This window comes from Streptomyces sp. NPDC039424 (assembly GCF_055639495.1).
Genome location: NZ_JBVKAI010000014.1, coordinates 113954 through 134634 on the forward strand (window position 1 = coordinate 113954; position 20681 = coordinate 134634).

20 protein-coding genes are annotated in these 20681 nt (G+C 71.7%); 14 read left to right on the forward strand and 6 right to left on the reverse strand.

The window, feature by feature from the left end:
* Positions 1-27: 27 nt before the first annotated feature.
* Positions 28-2403: a WD40 repeat domain-containing protein gene (locus tag ACZ7L0_RS30105; protein WP_471245660.1), complete on the reverse strand. Its 2376-nt coding sequence runs from the start codon at positions 2401-2403 to the stop codon at positions 28-30.
* 281 nt (positions 2404-2684) lie between these two features.
* On the opposite strand from ACZ7L0_RS30105, the gene ACZ7L0_RS30110 reads away from it, so the two are divergent.
* The 6 genes from ACZ7L0_RS30110 to ACZ7L0_RS30135 all read left to right on the forward strand — a co-directional run bounded on the left by ACZ7L0_RS30110 (position 2685) and on the right by ACZ7L0_RS30135 (position 7014).
* Positions 2685-3035 carry a sortase-dependent protein gene (locus tag ACZ7L0_RS30110; protein ID WP_471245661.1) on the forward strand — a complete coding sequence of 117 codons (351 nt, stop codon included), beginning with the start codon at positions 2685-2687 and terminating at the stop codon, positions 3033-3035.
* A complete protein-coding gene (locus tag ACZ7L0_RS30115) occupies positions 3032-3640 on the forward strand; it encodes a class F sortase (protein WP_471245662.1) in 609 nt (202 codons plus the stop codon). Before ACZ7L0_RS30110 ends, ACZ7L0_RS30115 begins: the two co-directional genes overlap by 4 nt.
* A 111-nt stretch (positions 3641-3751) precedes the next feature.
* Positions 3752-4243 (forward strand): RNA polymerase sigma factor, encoded by a 492-nt coding sequence (locus tag ACZ7L0_RS30120; RefSeq protein WP_471245663.1) that lies wholly within the window; start codon positions 3752-3754, stop codon positions 4241-4243.
* Entirely contained in the window at positions 4227-4676 is a 450-nt protein-coding gene (locus tag ACZ7L0_RS30125; RefSeq protein WP_471245664.1) for a hypothetical protein, read from the forward strand. The genes ACZ7L0_RS30120 and ACZ7L0_RS30125 overlap by 17 nt, the downstream gene beginning before the upstream one ends.
* A gap of 31 nt (positions 4677-4707) precedes the next feature.
* Complete coding sequence (locus tag ACZ7L0_RS30130) at positions 4708-5229, forward strand: hypothetical protein (RefSeq protein ID WP_471245665.1); 522 nt, start codon at positions 4708-4710, stop codon at positions 5227-5229.
* Positions 5230-5343: 114 nt separating this feature from the next.
* A complete protein-coding gene (locus tag ACZ7L0_RS30135; RefSeq protein ID WP_471245666.1) occupies positions 5344-7014 on the forward strand; it encodes an RNA polymerase sigma factor in 1671 nt (556 codons plus the stop codon).
* Here ACZ7L0_RS30135 and ACZ7L0_RS30140 read toward each other — a convergent pair.
* On the reverse strand, positions 7011-7697 hold the full coding sequence (locus ACZ7L0_RS30140) for a glycerophosphodiester phosphodiesterase (RefSeq protein ID WP_471245667.1): 687 nt from the start codon (positions 7695-7697) through the stop codon (positions 7011-7013). The genes ACZ7L0_RS30135 and ACZ7L0_RS30140 overlap by 4 nt on opposite strands.
* A gap of 19 nt (positions 7698-7716) precedes the next feature.
* Entirely contained in the window at positions 7717-8838 is a 1122-nt protein-coding gene (locus tag ACZ7L0_RS30145) for an adenosine deaminase (RefSeq protein WP_471245745.1), read from the reverse strand.
* A gap of 99 nt (positions 8839-8937) precedes the next feature.
* On the opposite strand from ACZ7L0_RS30145, the gene ACZ7L0_RS30150 reads away from it, so the two are divergent.
* Entirely contained in the window at positions 8938-9612 is a 675-nt protein-coding gene (locus tag ACZ7L0_RS30150; RefSeq protein WP_471245668.1) for a DUF4190 domain-containing protein, read from the forward strand.
* 18 nt (positions 9613-9630) lie between these two features.
* Here ACZ7L0_RS30150 and ACZ7L0_RS30155 read toward each other — a convergent pair whose 3' ends face one another.
* Positions 9631-10191: an NADAR family protein gene (locus ACZ7L0_RS30155; protein WP_471245669.1), complete on the reverse strand. Its 561-nt coding sequence runs from the start codon at positions 10189-10191 to the stop codon at positions 9631-9633.
* Between the two features lie 208 nt (positions 10192-10399).
* Between ACZ7L0_RS30155 and ACZ7L0_RS30160 the strand changes: the two genes are divergently transcribed.
* The 7 genes from ACZ7L0_RS30160 to ACZ7L0_RS30190 all read left to right on the forward strand — a co-directional run bounded on the left by ACZ7L0_RS30160 (position 10400) and on the right by ACZ7L0_RS30190 (position 18119).
* The gene (locus ACZ7L0_RS30160; protein ID WP_471245670.1) at positions 10400-11935 is read left to right on the forward strand and encodes a gamma-aminobutyraldehyde dehydrogenase; all 1536 of its coding nucleotides are present in this window, start codon (positions 10400-10402) and stop codon (positions 11933-11935) included.
* 64 nt (positions 11936-11999) lie between these two features.
* Entirely contained in the window at positions 12000-13247 is a 1248-nt protein-coding gene (locus tag ACZ7L0_RS30165) for a polyamine ABC transporter substrate-binding protein (protein WP_471245671.1), read from the forward strand.
* A complete protein-coding gene (locus ACZ7L0_RS30170; RefSeq protein WP_471245672.1) occupies positions 13244-14401 on the forward strand; it encodes an ABC transporter ATP-binding protein in 1158 nt (385 codons plus the stop codon). Before ACZ7L0_RS30165 ends, ACZ7L0_RS30170 begins: the two co-directional genes overlap by 4 nt.
* Positions 14401-15330, forward strand: a complete 930-nt coding sequence (locus ACZ7L0_RS30175) for an ABC transporter permease (RefSeq protein ID WP_471245673.1) — start codon at positions 14401-14403, stop codon at positions 15328-15330. The genes ACZ7L0_RS30170 and ACZ7L0_RS30175 overlap by 1 nt, the downstream gene beginning before the upstream one ends.
* Positions 15331-16131 carry an ABC transporter permease gene (locus tag ACZ7L0_RS30180; RefSeq protein ID WP_471245674.1) on the forward strand — a complete coding sequence of 267 codons (801 nt, stop codon included), beginning with the start codon at positions 15331-15333 and terminating at the stop codon, positions 16129-16131.
* A gap of 22 nt (positions 16132-16153) precedes the next feature.
* Positions 16154-17584 carry an NAD(P)/FAD-dependent oxidoreductase gene (locus ACZ7L0_RS30185; RefSeq protein ID WP_471245675.1) on the forward strand — a complete coding sequence of 477 codons (1431 nt, stop codon included), beginning with the start codon at positions 16154-16156 and terminating at the stop codon, positions 17582-17584.
* Positions 17585-17666: 82 nt separating this feature from the next.
* Positions 17667-18119, forward strand: coding sequence for a hypothetical protein (locus ACZ7L0_RS30190; RefSeq protein ID WP_471245676.1), 453 nt, complete (start codon positions 17667-17669; stop codon positions 18117-18119).
* Between the two features lie 6 nt (positions 18120-18125).
* Here the strand turns inward: ACZ7L0_RS30190 and ACZ7L0_RS30195 are convergent, their stop codons facing one another.
* Together ACZ7L0_RS30195 and gabT are read right to left on the reverse strand one after the other, a co-directional pair.
* The gene (locus ACZ7L0_RS30195) at positions 18126-18968 is read right to left on the reverse strand and encodes a phosphatase PAP2 family protein (protein WP_471245677.1); all 843 of its coding nucleotides are present in this window, start codon (positions 18966-18968) and stop codon (positions 18126-18128) included.
* Between the two features lie 151 nt (positions 18969-19119).
* Entirely contained in the window at positions 19120-20454 is a 1335-nt protein-coding gene (gabT, locus tag ACZ7L0_RS30200) for a 4-aminobutyrate--2-oxoglutarate transaminase (protein ID WP_471245678.1), read from the reverse strand.
* Positions 20455-20681: the final 227 nt, after the last annotated feature.

Below are 20681 nucleotides of genomic sequence, written 5' to 3' on the forward strand. Positions count from 1 at the left end.
GGTGCTCCGGCCCGGTGAGCCGCGGCGTCACCCGAGATTCCAGAGCTGCACGGTCGTCGCGTCGGCCACGCCCAGAAGCCCGGTGCGCGGATCGAACGCGAGCCGGTGGATGCCGGTCGGCCGGCGGGTGAGGGTGCGCAGGAGCCGCGGAGCGCGTCCGCGGGCCGTCCGCCACACCTTCACGGTTCCGTCCTGTTCGCCCGTGGCGAGGACCGAGCCGGACCGGCCGAACGCGACGGCCGTGACTTTGGAGGCCGTGGGCAGGCTTCCGGAGTCGACGGGGGCGGCCCCGCCGCCCAGCTTCCACACGGCGGCCGACGCGCCCTTCCCCTGGGCCACCAGCAGGCGCCCGTCGGGGCTGAAGGCCAGCGCGGTGAAGCGGTCACCCACCTGGATCGTCGATGTGACCGTGGGCGAGTGAACGTCGGTCACGTCGACGAGGTACAGGTATCGGGCACCGGTCCTGCCGTGGAGGCTGACGGCCGCCATCGTGCGGTTGTCGGGGCTGAAGGCGATGTCCTGGACCGCGGCGAGGGATCCGCCGATGCCCTCCACACTCGCGGCGGACTCGGGATGGGCGGGGTCGGCGGTGTCCCACAGGACGACCCCGCCTCCACCGGCGCCGCCACCCTCCAGCGCGAGGGCGCGCCCGTCGGGACGGACGGCGACGACGGGACCGATGCCGCGGTCCTGGCTTCCCGCGGCCGGGGTGTTGGACAGCAGCTGGGGCGGCCCGGCGCCCGCGGTCGCGTAGATGCTGAAGTCCTGTTCGTACGTTCCCGCGTGCCGGCCCGCGACGAACAGCAGGCCGCCCCCGGCCGCGAAGGCGGCGCCTCGGGTGTCACCGCCTTCGCTGTCGGCGACGGGATGCAGACGGGTGGGACTGCGCGGATCGGAGACGTCCCACAGACGGCCCGAACCGGGACCGTGGGCGGTGACCAGCCGCGCCGAGGCGGGGTCCCACGCCAGGCTGGTGCTGCCGTAGTCCACTCCCGACGCGACCGTGATCGTCTTCAGCAGGGCGGGATCCGCGCCGCCGGGCGAAGCGGTCGGGGCGCCGCCCGGCCGGGTCGGGCCGGCGGAGGGTGCCGGGCTGCCCGTCGGGGAGGGGGAGGGCGAGGGCCGGGAACTGGGGGAAACGGTCGGTGTGGGCGAGGAGCGCCGGGGACTGGGCGTGGCGGTGGGCGTCGGTGTGCTGGAGGCGCGGGTGTGCACGGCCGGGCCGCCGGAGTACGTGGGGGCCGAATCGGGCGTGCGCGGGTACTTGGTGACCATGTGTGTCGTGCCCTGACAGACCACCATGGCCAGGGGGCCGGCCTCGTCGTTGCCCCAGACCAGCCCGTTCCGGACGAACACGTCGAGCCGCGCCCGCCCGTCGGCGCCCGCCAGTGCGACGGTCCGGACGATCCGCCGGGCGTCCGTGTCCACCACCAGGACCTTGCCCGAGGTGTCGTCGGGTACGTAGACGAGCCGTCCGGCGGCGACGGGCTCGCCGACGTGGTCCGACGGCTGTACCGGCAACGGGACCGTGGTGACCTTCCCGGTGACGGCGTGCGCGACCACGAGGGCCCGGGCCTTGGGGAACACCAGGGGAATCAGGGGCGATGCGCTTGAGGGGACGCCGAGTTCGGCCGCGGAGACGGAGGTGACGCGGTCCCCGACCGGGACCGTTCGCCGTCCTCCCGCGGTGTCCAGGACGGTCAGTCTCGCCGTCTGGGGGTCGAAGGCGACGACATCGGTGTGGGCTGCCGCCGTCATCCGCAGGGAGCCGCGGACGCCTGGAAGACGCTCACGGGCGACGATCCGGCCGTCGTCGACGCGCAGGAGGGTGTCGGACGACGCCTGGGCCACCCACAGGCTGCCATGGGCTCCGGCGACGGCGGACACCACGGGTGCACCGAGGCGTACCGCCCGCTCGGCCTCGACGGTCCTGGCGGCCACGGGAGCGGCGGTCACCTCGGCAACGGTCCGGTGGGCGGGGGTTCCCCGGGGCCGGACATGCCGCTCGACGCCGTAGACGGTGGGGCCGGACACCACGAGGAAGGCGGCTCCCACCGGCGGAGGGCTCGCCCGGTACCGCTCTTGGCCGTCGTCCACGCTCCACACCCTGTCGCCCGAGCGCAGTACGGCGTTCGGGCCCTGCTGGACCAGCGACACACGGCCGGCGTCCCCGCCGTCCGGCAGGGGCAGTTGTGCCGCAGGGCGTCCCGTCGTACCGTCCACTTTGGTGAGCAGGCCCGCCGACGTGGACAGCAGCCACGCCTGCCCCGTCTCGAACCGCGGTGCCGTGTCTCCGGACGTCTGGCTGAGGACGGCGGGGCCCGCGAGGCACAGCAGGCCGAAGCAGCCCGCGACGGCGGCGTGGCGTCGGCCTCGCCCGGCAAGCGTCCTGGCCCTCGGCACGGCCCCATCCCTTTCCCACTGCCTGACGGTGACGGCGCGGAACGCGCACCGCACCTGCGTGCAGAGGGTAGGGACGCGTCTGGGGCGCCATCAGGAAATGGCTGAACCATGCCGATATCGCCGCTTCCCGCCCAAGAGAGCTTCTCTTTTGATCGTATCTTCGCGAAGATTGCGACTTTGCCAGCTCTTTACAACTGCCGGTGCCGCTGCCTCGTCTCTCCGCTCGATCCGTAAGGCCCGCCCCCGCATCGGGTGGGCCGACCGACGAAAGAGAGCGATCCATGCGCCGAACCGTCCTGAGTGCCACGGCACTCGCCTGCGTCGCCGTGCTGGCGAGCACGGTGCCCTCGTTCGCCGACGACGCGACCCCGGTCCCGTCCGCCCGGCCGGGCTCCACCACCGCGCCGTCCGCGGCGCCGACCCGGGCGGCAAGCCCGGTTCCGTCCGCGGTGCCGCGCGAGCGCCGGGGCCAGGTCGCCGTCGTGCCGCGCGGTGCCGCCGACACCGGTGTGGCCGCCGGGCAAGAGGGGGCCGGGACGGACGGCATGCTGATCGGCGGGGGAGCCGCCGCCTTCGCGGTGGGCGGCGCGGCGGTCCTGCTGGTCCGCCGCCGGCGGGCGACCGGGGCATGACCCGGCTCTCCAGGCGCGCGTTCGCCACCGCGGCGACCGCCTCGCTGCTCGCGGGCTGCGGCGGCCCCCGGCCCCGCCGGACCGCGACGCCCGCCACCGCGGCGCCCACGCCCGGGCGGCCCTCCGCCGACGCGGCGCGCACCCCGGCCCGTTCGGCGCCGGTGCGGCTGCGGATCCCGGCCATCGAGGTCGACACCCCGGTCATCGAGCTGGGGCTGGCCCCGGACGGCGGCGTGCAGGTGCCCCCGGTCACGGCGCACGACCGGGCGGGCTGGTACCGGCACTCGCCGGCACCTGGTCGGACCGGTCCGTCGGTGATCCTCGGTCATGTCACGGTCGGCGCCTACGGGGACGGGGTCTTCCGGCACCTCGACCGGCTGCGCCGGGGCGACCGGATCGAGGCGCGCCTGGAGAACGGCACGTCGGCAAAGTTCGCCGTCACCTCCGTACGGACCGTCGCCAAGGCGGACTTCCCGACCGAGGCGGTCTACGGGGACGTGGACCGGCCGGAGTTGCGGCTCATCACATGCGGCGGACCCCGTACCGGTGACGGATACCCCGACAACGTGATCGTCTTCGCCGCGCTGAGCACGGCGGGCTCCTGACCGTCGCAAGGCTCCCGGTCCGGCGGACCGTACGCGGTCCACGCCCCCGATGGAACGCACGCCGTCGGCCCGGGGTCTTTCCCATGAATGCCTCACCCCCCATGGAGAGCGTTGAAACGGTCCCGTGAGAAGGCGGCAGCCGAGCTGTTCGCCGCCCTCTACCCGCGCCTGGCCGGCTGGTGCCGCCGACTGGTCGACGACGACGAGACGGCCCACGAGATCGCCTCGGAGGCGTTCACCCGGCTCTGGGCCCGCTGGACGTCCGTGGCGGAGCCGAGGGGCTTCCTGTACGTCACGGCCGCCAACCTCGTCCGGGACCACTGGCGCAAGCTGGAGCGCGAGCGCCGGGCGGTGCGCCGCGCCACCGTCGAAGCGTCCGTCCGCCCGCCCGCCGAGCAGGCCGACCCGTCGGTCCGGCTGCTCGTGCAGGCGCTGCCGGAAAGGCTGCGCACACCGATCCTGCTGCACTACTACGCTGACATGCCGATCCGGGAGGTGGCCGTGCTGACCGGGCGCAAGGAGGGGACCGTCAAGGCCGACCTGCACGCGGCCCGCGAACTGCTCCGCGCCCACCTGAGGAGAAGTCTTGATCACATACTCTGACGACGGTCCGGACTTCGACCCCGACGACCCCCTCGCCGTCATCCTGCGCCCGCCCTCCGAGCACCTCGCGCCGCCTCCCGGCCGGTACGAGGAGGTCCGCCGGGGCGCGGTCCGCCGCCGGCTGCTGCGCACGGCGGCCGGAGTCGGGGTGTCCTGCGCGGTCGCCGCTCTCATCGCGGTGCCGCTCCTGCGGACGGCCCACGAACCCCCCGCGTCCCCGGCGGTCCCGCTCGCCCCGCCACCCGCGAGCAGCCCGTCGGCCGTGCCCACGCCGTCGGCCTCGCCCAGCACCGGCCGCACCGCTCGTCCCACCCCCCGTGCCAGCGAGGAGCGTCCGACCACCGCCCCCCGCACTCCCACCCCGGCCCGCACATCCGCCCCCGGCCGCGATGCGTCGGCGACCCCGAGCGCGCGCCCCACCTCTCGGTTTTGAACACGTTCAATTCTGGGCGTACGCTGCTGCCATGAGCGACAGAGCCGCCCAACTCAAGGGCATCCGCGTCTGGCTGATCTGCTTCGTCGTGTGCCTGGTACTCAGCGGCGCCACCGCCTTCCCGCTGGTCCACGAACTCCGCTGGACGGAGGAGGTGTTGCGTTCGCTCTCCGTGCCGGAGCACCTGCCGGGGCTGACGGACTGGATCTCACGCGTCCGTCAGGGGATGGACACCGCCGACGCCGACTACCCCTTCGTGCTCTACGGCACGGACTGGCTGGCCTTCGCCCATCTGGTCATCGCAGTCGCCTTCTACGGGCCGTACCGCGATCCCGTCCGCAACATCTGGGTCGTCGAGTTCGGGATGATCGCCTGCGCCGGGATCATCCCGCTCGCCCTGATCTGCGGGCCGATCCGTCAGATCCCCTTCTGGTGGACCGTGATCGACATGTCGTTCGGGGTGGTCGGGATCGTCCCGCTGTACGTCGTACGCCGGAAGATCAAGCGGCTGGCAGAACTGACCCCGTACTCCGCCGCCGTGCCCGCTACTTGAGCACCCACCCCCGCGACCGGCCGAAAAACTGTTATCCCGCGGCTCCCTCCTCCGTCTCCGCACTGTGACCCCCGACATTTCCAACAGCACCGACCCGCCTGAGAGGGTGCGGGCATGAGGACGGACGTGCACGGGCGACAGTGGCGCTCGACCATCGCGGCGGCGCAGGACGGCGACCGGCGGGCGATGGACGAGCTGGTGGAGGGCTGGCTGCCACTGGTGTACAACGTCGTCGGCCGGGCGCTGAACGGCCACGCCGACGTCGACGACGTCGTCCAGGAGACCATGCTGCGGGCCGTCGGCAACCTCGGCACCCTGCGCGACCCGGACAGCTTCCGGTCCTGGCTGATGGCCATCGCCATGCGGCAGATACGGGACCGGGCGCGCCGCAAAGCATCGCAGCGGCTGGCCGAGGACGTGCCGGGGGACGCCGCCGACTTCGCCGAACTCACGGTGCTCAGGCTGCAGTTGGAGGGGCAGCGGCGCGAGGTCACGGAGGCCGTGCGCTGGCTGGACGCGGAGGACCGGCAGTTGCTGTCGCTGTGGTGGCTGGAGGTCGCCGGAGAGCTGAGCCGGCGCGAGCTGGCGGCGGCCGTCGGCATCAGCAGGCAGCACGCCGCCGTGCGCGTCCAGCGGATGAAGGAGCGCCTGGAGACCTCACGCGGCATCGTCCGCGCGCTGGACGGGGCCTGCCCCGAGCTGCGGGAGCTGACCGCCCGCTGGAACGGGCGGCCCGACTCCGTGTGGCGCAAGCGGCTGGCCCGGCACATCAGGGGCTGCGGCTACTGCGGGGACACACGCGAGTCGGTCGTACCGGCGGTCCGGCTGCTGGCCGGGATCGCCCTGGTGCCGGTCCCGGCGGGCTTCACGCTGTCGCTGGCCCTCGGCGGCAAGACGGCGGTGGCGGCCACCTCCGTCGGCTGGTCCGCCAAGGCGCTGGGCGTACTCACCAAGCCCGCCGTCGCCGTGACGGCGGGGGCGACCATCGTCGCGGGCGGCGCGTACGTCGTGACGCAGACCCCGGACACCCGGCCCCCGCGCGCGGTGGCCACCCCCACGGCGCCGGGCACACACAGCACGCCGGCCCCCGCCGCCTCGCCGTCACCCTCACCGTCCCCCTCGGTGACACGGACGAAGGCCGGGAAGACCGAGCCGTACGGCAGCGTCGTCGACGCCGTCGACCGGGCCCCGGACCCGGACACACCGCCCGCGGCGCTGCCGCGCCGGCCCGCGTCCGGCCTCACCAGCAGCGGCGGCGCGCACGCCACCATGAACCACCGCGGGGACGGCGTGACACTCACCGGTCAGGGCTATGTCCTGGTGCGCTGGCAGATCTCGCCCCAGTACCGGTCCGGCAGCCTGGTGATGCCGACCTGGACCGGCCTGAAGGGCAAGGTCTTCCACGTCGCCTCGGGCGGTGGCCGCCGCATGGACGACCCCGTCAGCGCCACCGACGGCTCCGCCACCGGCATGGGCAGCTCCGCCACCGGCTACGCCGTCCTGCCGTCCGGCACTCAGCAGATGTGGCAGGACGAGTACTTCTACGTCGACGGCAGCGTCACCCTCACCGTGAACGAGCGGGGCGCCGACTACGGCCTGAACGTCTTCCCGACCACCTGGGACGCGGTGGAGAAGGACGTCACGACCGGCCCCGACCAGGGCGCCAAGCGCTACGGCCTCGTCCGCGACAACGGCAAGGACACCGCGCCCGTCCCGCAGTACCTCACCCGCACCCGCCCGGCCGACCCGGCGACCGTCCCTCAGCACTCGCGCGTAGCGACCTAGGAAGGGGCCCGCAGCGCGCAGAGGGTGTCGATGCGGTTGGTGGTGATCGAGTCGACGCCGAGGTCGAGGAGGCGGCGCATGGCGCGGCGGGTGTCGGGGGTCCAGACGGAGAGCAGGTGGCCCGAGTGGTGGACGCGGGCGGCGAGGGCGCGGTCCACCAGGGCGAAGCGGTAGTTGAGCCAGCGGGGGCGGACCGCGTCCAGCAGTCCGGGACGCGGCGGCGCCAGTGTGGTCCAGGTCAGGGCGATCTCCGCGGACGGGTCGGCGGCACGGACGGCGAGCATCGCGGGGGCGGCGGCGCAGTAGTACACGCGGTCCGCCGCCCCGCACTGCCGGACGACGTCCACGACCCGCCGCGCGACCCGTACGTCGACCCGGCCCGGCAGGTCGATCATCACCCGGCTGTCGTCCGTCGCGGCCAGCGCCTCCACCAGCGTCGGCACCCCGGCGGCCGTCAGCCCGCGCACCTCGTCGGCCGAGAGCGAGCGCAGCGGCCGGTCGTGCTCCCACAGCCGTTTCAGCGTCTCGTCGTGCAGCAGCACGGGGACGCCGTCACGGGTGAGCCGGACGTCGAACTCGACGGCGTCCGCGCCACGGTCGAGCGCGGACCGCAGCGAGCCGAGCGTGTTCTCGCGGAAGCGGTAGGGGTCGCCGCGGTGGGCCACGGCGGTCACGGTCTGCATGGGCCCATTGTGAAGGGGGTCAGGAGGCGGGCCACGCGGAGGTGTACGCGTCGATCTCCGCGGCGATCCGGGCCTTGCCAGCCGCGTCCAGGAAGGAGGCCTCGACGGCGTTCTTCGCGAGGCCGGCGAGGCCGCGCTCGTCGAGGTCGAGAAGACGGGCGGCGACCGCGTACTCGTTGTTGAGGTCGGTGCCGAACATGGGCGGGTCGTCGGAGTTGACGGTGACCAGTATCCCGGCCCGCACGAACTCCCGGATCGGGTGCTCGTCGAGGGTGCGGACCGCGCGGGTGGCGATGTTGGAGGTCGGGCAGACTTCCAGCGCGATTCGGTGCTCGGCGAGGTGGGCGAGCAGCTTCGGGTCCCGCGCGGAGCTGGTGCCGTGCCCGATGCGCTCGGCGCGCAGCTCGGTGAGCGCGTCCCAGACCGTCTCCGGGCCGGTGGTCTCGCCCGCGTGCGGCACCGAGTGCAGCCCGGCGGCGATGGCCCGGTCGAAATACGGCTTGAACTGCGGCCGGGGTACGCCGATCTCGGGCCCGCCGAGCCCGAAGGAGACCAGCCCCTCCGGGCGCAGCCGGTCGTCGGTGGCCAGTCGGGCCGTCTCCTCGGCCGACTCCAGGCCCGCCTCGCCGGGGATGTCGAAGCACCAGCGCAGTACGGTCCCGAACTCGGCCTCGGCCGCCTTGCGCGCGTCCTCGATCGCGTCCATGAAGGCGGCCTCGTCGATGCCGCGCCGGGTCGAGGAGAACGGGGTGATGGTCAGCTCGGCGTACCGCACCTGCTGCCGGGCCAGGTCGCGGGCCACCTCGTAGGTCAGCAGCCGTACGTCCTCCGGGGTGCGGATCAGGTCGACGACGGACAGGTACACGTCGATGAAGTGGGCGAAGTCCGTGAAGGTGAAGTAGTCGGCCAGGGCCTCGGGGTCGGTGGGGACCTTGGAGTCGGGGTGGCGGGCGGCCAGTTCCGAGACGATGCGCGGGGAGGCGGAGCCGACGTGGTGGACGTGCAGTTCGGCCTTGGGCAGTCCGGCGATGAAGGCGTGCAGATCGCGGTCGGTGGTGCCGGTGGCGGGTACGGCGCTCTGGTCGGTCAAGGGTTCCTCCCCGGAACGGCGCCCGTGGACCGTGGTCCGGGCGCGGGTGATCGGCTGATCGGTGACTCGGGGATCATCGTAGGACGGGCGCCTGCCGGGCGTGTCCCGGCCGTAGCATGACGGGACACAGCAGAGAGGGGGCCGCCCGCCATGGCCGACGAGGCGCCGCAGGATCCGGATCCGTGGACGCCGCCCGCGGACCGGGCGCCCGACCCAGGTCCCTGGGCGCCCCCGGCCCCCCACCCCAGTCCCGGCGGCACGGTCGTCTCCGGCACCCCCGCATCCCCTTCCGTCCACGACCAGCCGACGGTCACGTCCTTCCCCGCCGCCGCGCCCGAGGACACCCCCGCGCAGACACCCCCGGCATGGGCCAACCCGTTCGCCGCCCCCTCGCCGACGCCGGCACCGCACGCGGCACCGAGCCCGCCCCCGAACCCCTTCGCCCCGCCCGCCGCCGCCCCGCAGCCCCAGTACGCCCCCGTCCCGCCGCCGCCCATCGCGCCCGACGGCCCCGGCCGGATCGCGTACGGCTACCCGCCCCAGCAGGGCTACGGCTGGCCCGGCATGCAGCCGATGGCGAACGACGGAATGGGCACGGCGGGGCTGGTGCTGGGCATCCTGGCGGCGATCTGCTTCTGCCTGTGGCCGCTGGCCATCGTGCTCGGCGCGCTCGGCGTGATCTTCGGCGCGCTGGGCCGCGGCAAGGCCCGCCGCGGTGAGGCGACCAACGGAGGCCAGGCCCTGGCCGGCATCATCTGCGGCGCCGTCGGCATCGTCCTCGGCCTGGTGATGCTCGCCTTCTACCTCGCGGTGTCCGGGCGCTGAGACCGGAGGCCGGGGACCTCAGGCCGCCCGCGCCAGTCTCTCCCGCGCCTCCATCAGCGCGAACCCCAGCAGATTCGGCCCCCGCCACCGCTCCGGGTCCATCGCCGCGTCGTCGTCCGCCGCGAGACCGATGCCCCACACGCGGTCCACCGGGCTCGCCTCCACCAGCACCCGGTCCCCGGTGTTCAGCAGGAACCCCCGCAGCTCGGCCTGCGCGGAGAACTTGTGCACGCTGCCCTCGACCACGATCCGGAAGCGCTCCCGCTCCCATATCGCCTCGTCGAAACCGCGCACCAGCCGCCCCGCCTTCTTGGCCTGCGAGGGATGCCCCGCCGCCAGCACCTGGCGCTCCGCCTCCGCGTCCTCGAAGAGCCGCGCCTTGCCGGCCATCATCCAGTGCTCGGCCGTCGCGTACTCCACCCCGTCCACCACGAAGGGGGACGGCCACCACTGGCTCAGACAGCTCGCCCCGACCCGTCCGTCCGGCCGCGGTCGGTGCCCCCAGAAGTGCAGGTACTTGATCCTCGCCCCCGCTCGGACCTCCCTGATCAGGGCTTCGCGTCCATCGATCTTCCCCATGCACGCGAGTCTGGCACGCACCACTGACACTCCGTCCCCCCTTTTCCGCGCCGACTCGACACCTGGTCGACAGATTCCGTCGCGTAACCAAAAGGCAACAACGGAATCACTTGTTGGAGGACCTTCCCTCTGTCAGGATCGGCACTCAAATCGAGCTGGAGCTACGCCACCCGCCCCCCGGGACGGGGCGACGGCGGAGGAGAGCGACATGCATAACCCGGGCACCGCCACCCCGGAACGATTTCCCGCGCGGGAGCGCCTCGCGGACGGCGCGCAGTTCATCGCCGGACGCCTCACGAAGGGCACCTCCGGCCGCACGCACACCGTGGTCGACCCGGCCACGGGCGAGGACGTGTACACATACGAACTCGCCGGGACGGACGACGTCGACGCGGCCGTGGCCGCCGCCCGGGAGGCCTTCCCGGCCTGGGCCGGCGCCACCCCGGGCGAGCGCTCCGACGCGCTGCACCGCTTCGCCGCCGTGCTCGCCGACCGCGCCGAGGAGTTCGCCCGCGCCGAGTCCCTCCAGTGCGGCAAGCCGCTCAAGCTGACCCGGGAGTTCGACGTCCCGGGGACCATCGACAACACCGCCTTCTTCGCTGGCGCGGCCCGGCATCTCCAGGGCCAGTCCGCCGGTGAGTACTCCGGCGACCACACCTCGTACGTCCGGCGCGAGCCCATCGGCGTCGTCGGCTCCATCGCGCCGTGGAACTACCCCCTCCAGATGGCCGCCTGGAAGATCCTCCCGGCGATCGCCGCGGGCAACACCATCGTGCTCAAGCCCGCCGAGCTGACCCCGCTCACCTCGCTGCTGTTCGCGCAGGCGGCCACCGACGCGGGCATCCCGGACGGTGTGATCAACATCGTCACCGGCACCGGCAAGGAGGCCGGTGAGCACCTCGTCGGTCATCCCGACGTGGCCATGACCTCCTTCACCGGGTCCACCGCCGTCGGCAAGCGGGTCGCCGAGATCGCCACCGCCACCGTCAAGCGCCTCCACCTGGAGCTCGGCGGCAAGGCGCCGTTCGTGGTCTTCGACGACGCCGACCTGGAGGCGGCCGTCCACGGCGCGGTCGCGGGCGCCCTGATCAACACGGGACAGGACTGCACCGCCGCCACGCGCGCGTACGTGCAGCGCCCGCTCTACGAGGCCTTCGTCGAGCGGACCGCCGCCCTCATGGAGACCGTCCGGCTCGGCGACCCCTTCGCCCCCGGCACCGACCTCGGCCCGCTCGTCTCGCACGCCCAGCGCGACCGCGTCGCCGCCTTCGTCGACCGGGCGCGTGCCTACGCGCGCGTGGTGACCGGCGGCGAGGCTCCGCTGGACGAGCTGAAGAACGGCGCCTACTACCGGCCCACCCTGATCGCCGACGCGGCCCAGAACAGCGAGGTCGTCCAGTCGGAGATCTTCGGGCCCGTGCTGGTCGTTCTCCCGTTCGATGGTGATGATGAAGGCATCCGGCTGGCCAACGACACCCCGTACGGCCTCGCCGCCTCCGCGTGGAGCCGGGACGTCTACCGCGCCAACCGCGCGACCCGGGAGATCAAGGCGGGGTGTGTGTGGGTCAACGACCACATTCCGATCATCAGCGAGATGCCGCACGGCGGCTCGCGGCAGTCTGGCTTCGGCAAGGATATGTCGGCGTACTCGTTCGAGGAGTACACGCAGGTCAAGCACGTTATGTTCGATAATACGGCGGTGGCCCGCAAGGACTGGCACCGCACGATCTTCGGGGACCGATAGTCACGACCGGCGGCCGGCCGCCGACCACGGCACGGCCGAACCCTCCCGAAAGGGCACCACGCGCATGGAGCAGTACGAGCCCGACCGCCTGACCCCGGCCCAGGCGGCCGCGTTGCGGCGCAGTCTCCGCAACGGCCGGGCAGCCATGACCCGCCGTTCACTGCTGCGCGCCTCCGCGGGCGGCACGCTGGCGGCCGGCGGACTCGGGGCGCTGAGCGCCTGCGGGATCCCCGCGGCCGGCAAGACCCAGGGCGGCACGTCCGCCGCGGACCACTCCGCCCAGGAGAAGGTCGTCGGCTTCTCCAACTGGACCGAGTACATCGACCTCGACGACAGCGGCAAGCACCACCCGACACTGGAGGCGTTCCGCAGGCGGACCGGCATCCAGGTCAAGTACACCGAGGACATCAACGACAACAACGAGTTCTTCGCCAAGGTCAAGCCGCAGCTCGCCGCGGGCCAGGACACCGGCCGCGACATCATCGTCCTCACCGACTGGCTCGCCGCCCGGCTGATCCGCCTGGGGTGGGTCCAGAAACTGGACCCTTCCAACCTGCCGCACGCCTACACCAACCTGTCGGCGCAGTTCCGCAACCCGGACTGGGACCCGGGCCGCGCCTACTCCTACCCCTGGCAGGGCATCTCGACCGTCATCGCCTACAACAAGAAGGCGCTCGACGGCATCGAGGTGAAGTCGGTCTCCGACCTGCTCGACAACCCCAGGCTCAAGGGCCGCGTCGGCTTCCTGTCCGAGATGCGCGACAGCATCGGCATGACCCTGCTCGACATGGGCAAGGACCCGGCGAACTTCACCGACGACGACTACGACGCGGCGATCGCCCGGCTGCAAAGGGCCGTGGACAAGGGCCAGATCCGCCGCTTCACCGGCAACGACTACACCTCCGACCTCACCAAGGGCGACTTCGCGGCCTGCGTCGCCTGGGCCGGCGACGTGGTGCAGCTCAAGGCGGACAGCCCGGACGTCGACTTCGTCATCCCCGACAGCGGCTACATGACGTCGACCGACAACATGCTGATCCCCAACAAGGCCCGTCACAAGACGAACGCCGAGCGGCTCATGGACTTCTACTACGAGCCCGAGCAGGCCGCCGCGCTCGCCGCCTACATCAACTACGTGACGCCGGTCGACGGTGTGAAGCCCTACCTTGCGAAGATCGACAAGGGCGCGGCGAACAACCCGCTGATCGTTCCCGACAAGGCCATGCAGGCCAAGTCCCACGCCTTCCGCTCCCTGAGCCAGAAGGAAGAGACGGCCTACGAAGTGAAGTTCGCGAAGCTCACAGGGGCGTGACGACGATGAAGACGAATGACAGCAGCGGCGACGTCCGCCTCTCCGGCATCGGCAAGACCTACGGCTCCTTCACCGCCGTACACCCGCTGGACCTGACCGTTCCACAGGGCTCCTTCTTCGCCCTGCTCGGCGCCTCCGGCTGCGGCAAGACCACCACCCTGCGGATGATCGCCGGCCTGGAGGAACCTTCCTCCGGCACGGTCTTCCTCGGCGACCAGGAGGTGACGAACCTGCCGCCGTACAAGCGGCCGGTGAACACCGTCTTCCAGTCGTACGCCCTCTTCCCGCACCTGGACATCTTCGAGAACGTCGCCTTCGGCCTGCGCCGCCGCGGCATCAAGTCGGTGAAGAAGCAGGTCGAGGAGATGCTCGACCTGGTGCAGCTCGGCGAGCAGGCGCGCAAGAAACCGCACCAGCTCTCCGGCGGCCAGCAGCAGCGCGTCGCGGTCGCCCGCGCCCTGATCAACCACCCCAAGGTGCTCCTGCTCGACGAGCCGCTCGGCGCCCTCGACCTCAAACTGCGCCGCCAGATGCAGCTGGAGCTCAAGCGCATCCAGACCGAGGTCGGCATCACCTTCATCCACGTCACGCACGACCAGGAGGAGGCCATGACCATGGCCGACACGGTCGCCGTGATGAACGCGGGCCGGGTCGAGCAGCTCGGCTCGCCCGCCGACCTGTACGAGAACCCGCACACCACGTTCGTCGCCAACTTCCTCGGCACCTCCAACCTGATCGAGGCCGAGGTCGACTCCAAGAGCGGGGACGACATCGTCCTCAAGGCGGGCGGCGACAAGCTCGTACTGCCCGAGGCACGCTGTTCCGCGTCCACGACGACCGGCGGCAAGGTGCTGGTCGGCGTCCGCCCGGAGAAGATCTCGCTCACGCACGCCGACGACGCGGGCGCGATCCCGGAGGGCCGCAACCGCATCACCGGCCGGATCGCCGACGCCAGTTTCATCGGCGTCTCCACGCAGTACGTCATCGACAGCGCCGTCTGCCCCGAGTTCGCGGTGTACGTGCAGAACGTCGACCGGGACGGCCGCCTGGTGCCCGGCGCCGAGGTGGTCCTGCACTGGAACCCGGCCCACACCTTCGGCCTGGACGCGGCGCAGGCCATCGACGCCGGTGTCCAGGAAGAGGCGGCGGCGTGATGTCGACCCTCACCGAGGCGCCCCCGCCGCTCTCCCCGACCGCGCCCGAGAAGAAGCCCCCGCGCAAGCGGGGCCACTGGACGCCGTACTGGCTGCTGCTGCCCGGCATCCTCTGGCTGGTGGTCTTCTTCGCCCTGCCGATGATCTACCAGGCCTCCACGTCCGTGCAGACGGGCTCGCTGGAGGAGGGCTACAAGGTCACCTGGCACTTCGCGACCTACTGGGACGCGCTCGGCGACTACTGGCCGCAGTTCCTGCGCTCGGTCTTCTACGCCGCCGCCGCGACCGTGCTCTGCCTGCTGCTGGGCTACCCGCTGGCCTATCTGATCGCCTTCCGCGCGGGCCGCTGGCGCAACCTGATCATGATCCTGGTGATCGCGCCGTTCTTCACCAGCTTCCTTATCCGCACGCTCGCCTGGAAGACGATCCTCGCGGACGGCGGCCCGGTGGTCGGCGCGCTGAACACGCTGCACGTCCTGGACGTCACCGACTGGCTCGGCTGGACGGCCGGCGACCGCGTCCTGGCCACACCGCTCGCGGTGGTGTGCGGCCTGACGTACAACTTCCTGCCGTTCATGATCCTGCCGCTGTACACCTCGCTGGAGCGCATCGACGGACGGCTGCACGAGGCGGCAGGCGATCTGTACGCCAAGCCCTGGACCACCTTCCGGAAGGTCACCTTCCCGCTGTCGATGCCGGGCGTGGTCTCCGGCACGCTGCTGACCTTCATCCCGGCGGCCGGCGACTACGTCAACGCCGAACTCCTCGGCTCCACCGACACCCGCATGATCGGCAACGTCATCCAGACACAGTTCCTGCGGATTCTGGACTATCCGACGGCCGCCGCGCTCTCCTTCATCCTCATGGCCGCGATTCTGCTCATGGTCACGATCTACATCCGCCGCTCCGGGACGGAGGATCTGGTCTAAATGCCCTTCGTCACCTGGCTCAAGCGCCATCTCGTCGTCATCGCGGGACTTCTGACACTCGCCTATCTCCTGCTGCCGAACGTCGTCGTCACGGTGTTCTCCTTCAACAAACCGAAGGGACGCTTCAACTACGAATGGCAGCAGTTCTCCACCGACGCCTGGAAGGACCCGTGCGGCGTCGCCGACATGTGCGGCTCGCTGGGCCTCAGCCTGCAGATCGCCGTGTGGGCGACGGTCGGCGCCACCGTCCTCGGCACGCTGATCGCCTTCGCGCTGGTCCGCTACCGCTTCCGCGCGCGCTCCGCCGTGAACTCACTGATCTTCCTGCCGATGGCCATGCCCGAGGTGGTCATGGCGGCCTCGCTGCTCACCCTGTTCCTCAACATGGGCGCCCAGCTCGGCTTCTGGACGATCCTGATCGCGCACATCATGTTCTGCCTCAGCTTCGTCGTCGTCGCGGTCAAGGCACGTGTGATGTCGATGGATCCGCGCCTGGAGGAGGCGGCCCGGGACCTCTACGCCTCACCGCTGCAGACGTTCCTGCGGGTCACCCTGCCCATCGCGGCCCCCGGAATCGCGGCCGGCGCGCTGCTCTCCTTCGCGCTGTCCTTCGACGATTTCATCATCACCAACTTCAACGCGGGCTCGACCGTCACCTTCCCCATGTTCGTGTGGGGTTCGGCGCAGCGCGGAACGCCCGTTCAGATCAACGTGATCGGTACGGCCATGTTCCTGGTCGCCGTACTGCTCGTACTGGCCTCCATGGTCATCACCAATCGCCGTAACAAGCAAAAGGCATAAGCCCCTGTAGGGAGTTGAAATCATGGCCCCAAGCGCCATGAGTCGTGGCAAAGACAACTGGATCGCCTCTCTTTCCGAAGCCCAGCCGGTCCCGTACTGGCTGGAAGACCCCGGCAAGCCCCACCCCGAGCCCGCCCTCACCGGCGCCGAGACCTGCGACCTGCTGGTCGTCGGCGGCGGCTACAGCGGACTGTGGACCGCGCTGAACGCTAAGGAGCGCGACCCGCAGCGTGACGTGGTGCTGCTGGAGGGCCGCGAGGTGGGCTGGGCCGCCTCGGGCCGCAACGGCGGCTTCTGCGCCGCCTCCCTCACGCACGGACTGCCCAACGGCCTCGCCCGCTGGCCGGACGAGATCCACACCCTGCAGAAGCTGGGCGAGCGCAACCTCGACGAGATCGAGGCCGCTCTCGCCCGGCACGGAATCGACTGCGACTTCGAGCGCACCGGCGAGATCGACGTCGCCACCGAGACCTACCAGGCCTGGGAGCTGCGCGACTGGCACAAGGAGCTGGAGGAGAAGGGCCTCGCCGACGGCATCGAGTTCCTGGACGCCGACGCGGTGCGCGAGCAGGTCGCCTCGCCCACCTTCGAGGCGGGCCTGTGGGACCGCCGGGGCGTGGCCATGCTCCACCCTGCCAAGCTCGCCTGGGGCCTCAAGCGCGCCTGCATCCGGCTCGGCGTCCGGGTCTACGAGCACACCCCCGCCCTGACCCTGAAGCCGTACGGCGCCGGCATGGCCGTAGGCACCCCGTACGGCTCGGTCCGCGCCCGCAGGGTCGCGCTCGGCACGAACATCTTCCCGAACCTGCTGCGGCGCGTGCGCTCGTACACCGTCCCGGTCTACGACTACGCGCTGATGACCGAGCCGCTCACCGAGGAGCAGCTGGCGTCGATCGGCTGGAAGAACAGACAAGGGCTGGGGGACTCGGCCAACCAGTTCCACTACTTCCGCCTGTCCGCCGACAATCGCGTCCTGTGGGGCGGCTACGACGCCGTCTACCCCTACGGTGGCCGCGTCCGCGCCGAGTACGACGACCGCCCGGAGACCTACGCCAAGCTCGCCGGGCACTTCTTCACCTGCTTCCCGCAGTTGGAGGGCGTCCGCTTCACCCACGCCTGGGGCGGCGCGATCGACACCTGCTCGCGGTTCTCGGCGTTCTTCGGCACCGCGCACCAGGGCAAGGTGGCGTACGCGGCCGGGTACACCGGCCTGGGCGTCGGCGCCACCCGCTTCGGCGCCGATGTGATGCTCGACCTGCTCTGCGGCGAGGAGACCGAGCGCACCCGCCTGGAGATGGTCCGCAAGAAGCCGCTGCCCTTCCCGCCCGAACCCTTCGCCTGGACCGGCATCGCCCTCACCAAGTGGTCCCTGGCCCGCGCGGACGCCCACGGCGGCAGACGCAACCTGTGGCTGAAGACGATGGACCGGCTGGGGCTGGGTTTCGACAGCTGACGCGTTTTCGCGTAATGCCCCCGGTGGACCTCCCTCTCTCCCTCGTGACGCGAGCGCGTCCACGAGAGAGGGAGGTCTCCTCATGGCTGGGGCGAAGACTGCGGTCGAATGGCTGGCGGCCGTCGCACCGGACCCCGAGGTCTGCCGCTGGGAATGGGAGCGCGACCCGCGGGGGATCGCGCTGCTGCCCGCCGGCAGGGCCTGGGACGTACTGATCCTGCCGGGCGCGCTCGGCCGTGCCACGCTCGACGTGCTCGTCCGCGTCCTGGACCGGACCGGCCCGGTGCTGGCCGGTGCCGCGGACTCCCGGGTGGGCTTCTTCGTGCCGCCGGGCACCGCGACCCGCTGGCTCGGCACCGGTGTCCGCACGGGCGGGCCCGGCACCTGGATCGTCGTTCCGCACCCGGGCCGGGCGACCGCCGACGTGCGCTGGCTGGTGCCGCCCGACGGCTCCGGCACGCTCACCGACCCCGTACCGCTGGAACTGGCCATGCACGAGGCGGTGGCGAGGCTGGCCGTGCGAGAGCACGGATGACCGAGGTCACCGGGCCCCTGAACCGCCCGGCACGGAAGGCGAACCGCGGTTAGTGCGCCCCGCACGGCGGTCGAGCACGAGCCGCAGCGAGCAGAGCAGCAGCACAGCGAGGCACCAGCTGGCCACGACGTCCAGTGGCCAGTGCCAGCCGCGGCGGACCAGGCCGAAGGAGACGCCGAGGACGAGGCAGAGGCAGGCGGCGACAAGGGCGCGACGGGCCTTCGGCGAGCGCAGCCAGGGCAGCAGGAGCAGGGCCGCGGCGCCGTACGCGACGGCAGCCGTGGCCGTGTGGCCCGAGGGGTAGTAGCCGAGGCCCGGCGGGACGGCCGGGGTGCCCGGGCGGGCGGTCCATTCCTTCAGCGGTACGACGACCGCCGGGACCAGCGCCATCACGACGGCCGCCGCGACGGGTGGCAGCCACCAGCGGTCTGTACCGGTGGCCCGGCCCCGCAGGGCCGCGTAGGCCAGCGCGACGACGAGGACCGGCACCGCGACCTGGACGTTGCCGAGGTCGGCGAGGAGTTCCGAAGGACGGTCCGGGTGGACGAGGGCGCCGCTGAGCCGCTCGTCGAGACGCACCAGCGGGCCGTCGGCGACGACCTGCCAGGTGACGAGGGTGAAGAGGAGGGCCGGAAGACCCAGGAGAAGAAGGAGAAAGGAGGCCGGCCGCCCCGGAACAGGGGGGGTGGTTCCGGAGCGGCCGTCCGGACCGGAACGTCGCGCGCCCCGGGGGGTTTGGGGCGGGCGACCGTCCGATCGGTGAGGAGATCCGGAGCCGGAGGCCCCGGTTGTGTGCGCGAGGGCACGACCAGGTCGAAGCTGGGGAGGCCCCGGCCTGATGTCGCCCACAGTCCCCTGTGGGCGGGGTGTATCTCTCATCTGGGTAGAACCTACGGCAGGGGGTGGCCCCACGACAGGCCGAATCGCGTCCCGTCATCCACCCCGCACACGTTCTTCACACGGCCTGCCGGTCGCTCGATCAGGGGTGCGGACCGGCCGCTCAGATGCGCGCGAACGCCTGCTCGATGATGTCGAGGCCTTCGTTCAGCAGGTCCTCGCCGATGACCAGCGGGGGGAGGAAACGAAGCACGTTGCCGTAGGTGCCACAGGTCAGGACCAGCAGGCCCTCCTGGTGGCAGGCCTTGGCCAGCGCGGCGGTCGCCTCGGGGTTCGGCCGCTTGGTGGCGCGGTCCTTGACCAGCTCGATGGCGATCATGGCGCCACGGCCCCGGATGTCGCCGATGATCTCGAACTTCTCGGCCATGGCGGTCAGCCGCGCCTTCATGACGGCCTCGATGTTCTTCGCCTTGGCGTTGAGGTCGAGCTCCTTCATGGTCTCGATGGCGCCGAGCGCACCGGCGCAGGCGACCGGGTTGCCGCCGTAGGTGCCGCCCAGGCCGCCGGCGTGCGCGGCGTCCATGATCTCGGCGCGACCGGTGACGGCGGCGAGCGGCAGACCGCCCGCGATGCCCTTGGCGGTGGTGATCAGGTCCGGGACGATGCCCTCGTCCTCGCAGGCGAACCACTGGCCGGTGCGGCAGAAGCCGGACTGGATCTCGTCGGCGACGAAGACGATGCCGTTGTCCTTGGCGAACTGGCTGATCGCGGGCAGGAAGCCCTTGGCCGGCTCGATGAAGCCGCCCTCGCCGAGCACCGGCTCAATGATGATCGCGGCCACGTTGTCCGGGCCGACCTGCTTGGTGATCTGGTCGATGGCCTGCGCGGCGGCCTCGGGGCCGGCGTTCTCCGGGCCGGTCGGCCAGCGGTAGCCGTAGGCCACCGGCACGCGGTAGACCTCGGGGGCGAACGGCCCGAAGCCGTGCTTGTACGGCATGTTCTTGGCGGTGAGCGCCATCGTCAGGTTCGTACGGCCGTGGTAGCCGTGGTCGAACACGACGACCGCCTGGCGCTTGGTGTACGCACGCGCGATCTTCACCGCGTTCTCGACAGCCTCGGCGCCGCTGTTGAACAGGGCGGACTTCTTGGCGTGGTCACCCGGGGTGAGCTCGGCGAGGGCCTCGGCGACCTCCACGTAGCCCTCGTACGGGGTGACCATGAAACAGGTGTGGGTGAAGTCCTGCAGCTGGGCGGAGGCCCGGCGTACGACGGCCTCGGCGGAGGCGCCGACGCTGGTCACAGCGATGCCGGAGCCGAAGTCGATCAGACGGTTGCCGTCGACGTCCTCGATGATGCCGCCACCCGCGCGCGTGGTGAACACGGGCAGCACGGAACCCACGCCCTGCGCGACCGCGGCGGTGCGGCGGGCCTGCAGCTCCTGCGACTTCGGACCGGGGATGGCGGTGACGACGCGGCGCTCCTGCGGAAGTGCGCTCATGGGGGGCTCCTGGTGGTTCTGCGGCCTTGAGGACTCTTGCCTTCTTTTCTCGCAGGCTAGGTCGGGGAGAGGGGGGTGGGCATGCTCCATGTGGGCGTTGTCCGGGCTCGCTGTTGTCCTTGGTGGACATGGCGTCCCGAAGGGCATCTCCCCGCTCTCTCGGCCGTGTAAGCGGTGAACTCCCCCTCCCGGCGCGTTAGATTGACTCGCTGATGGTGGACGGAACG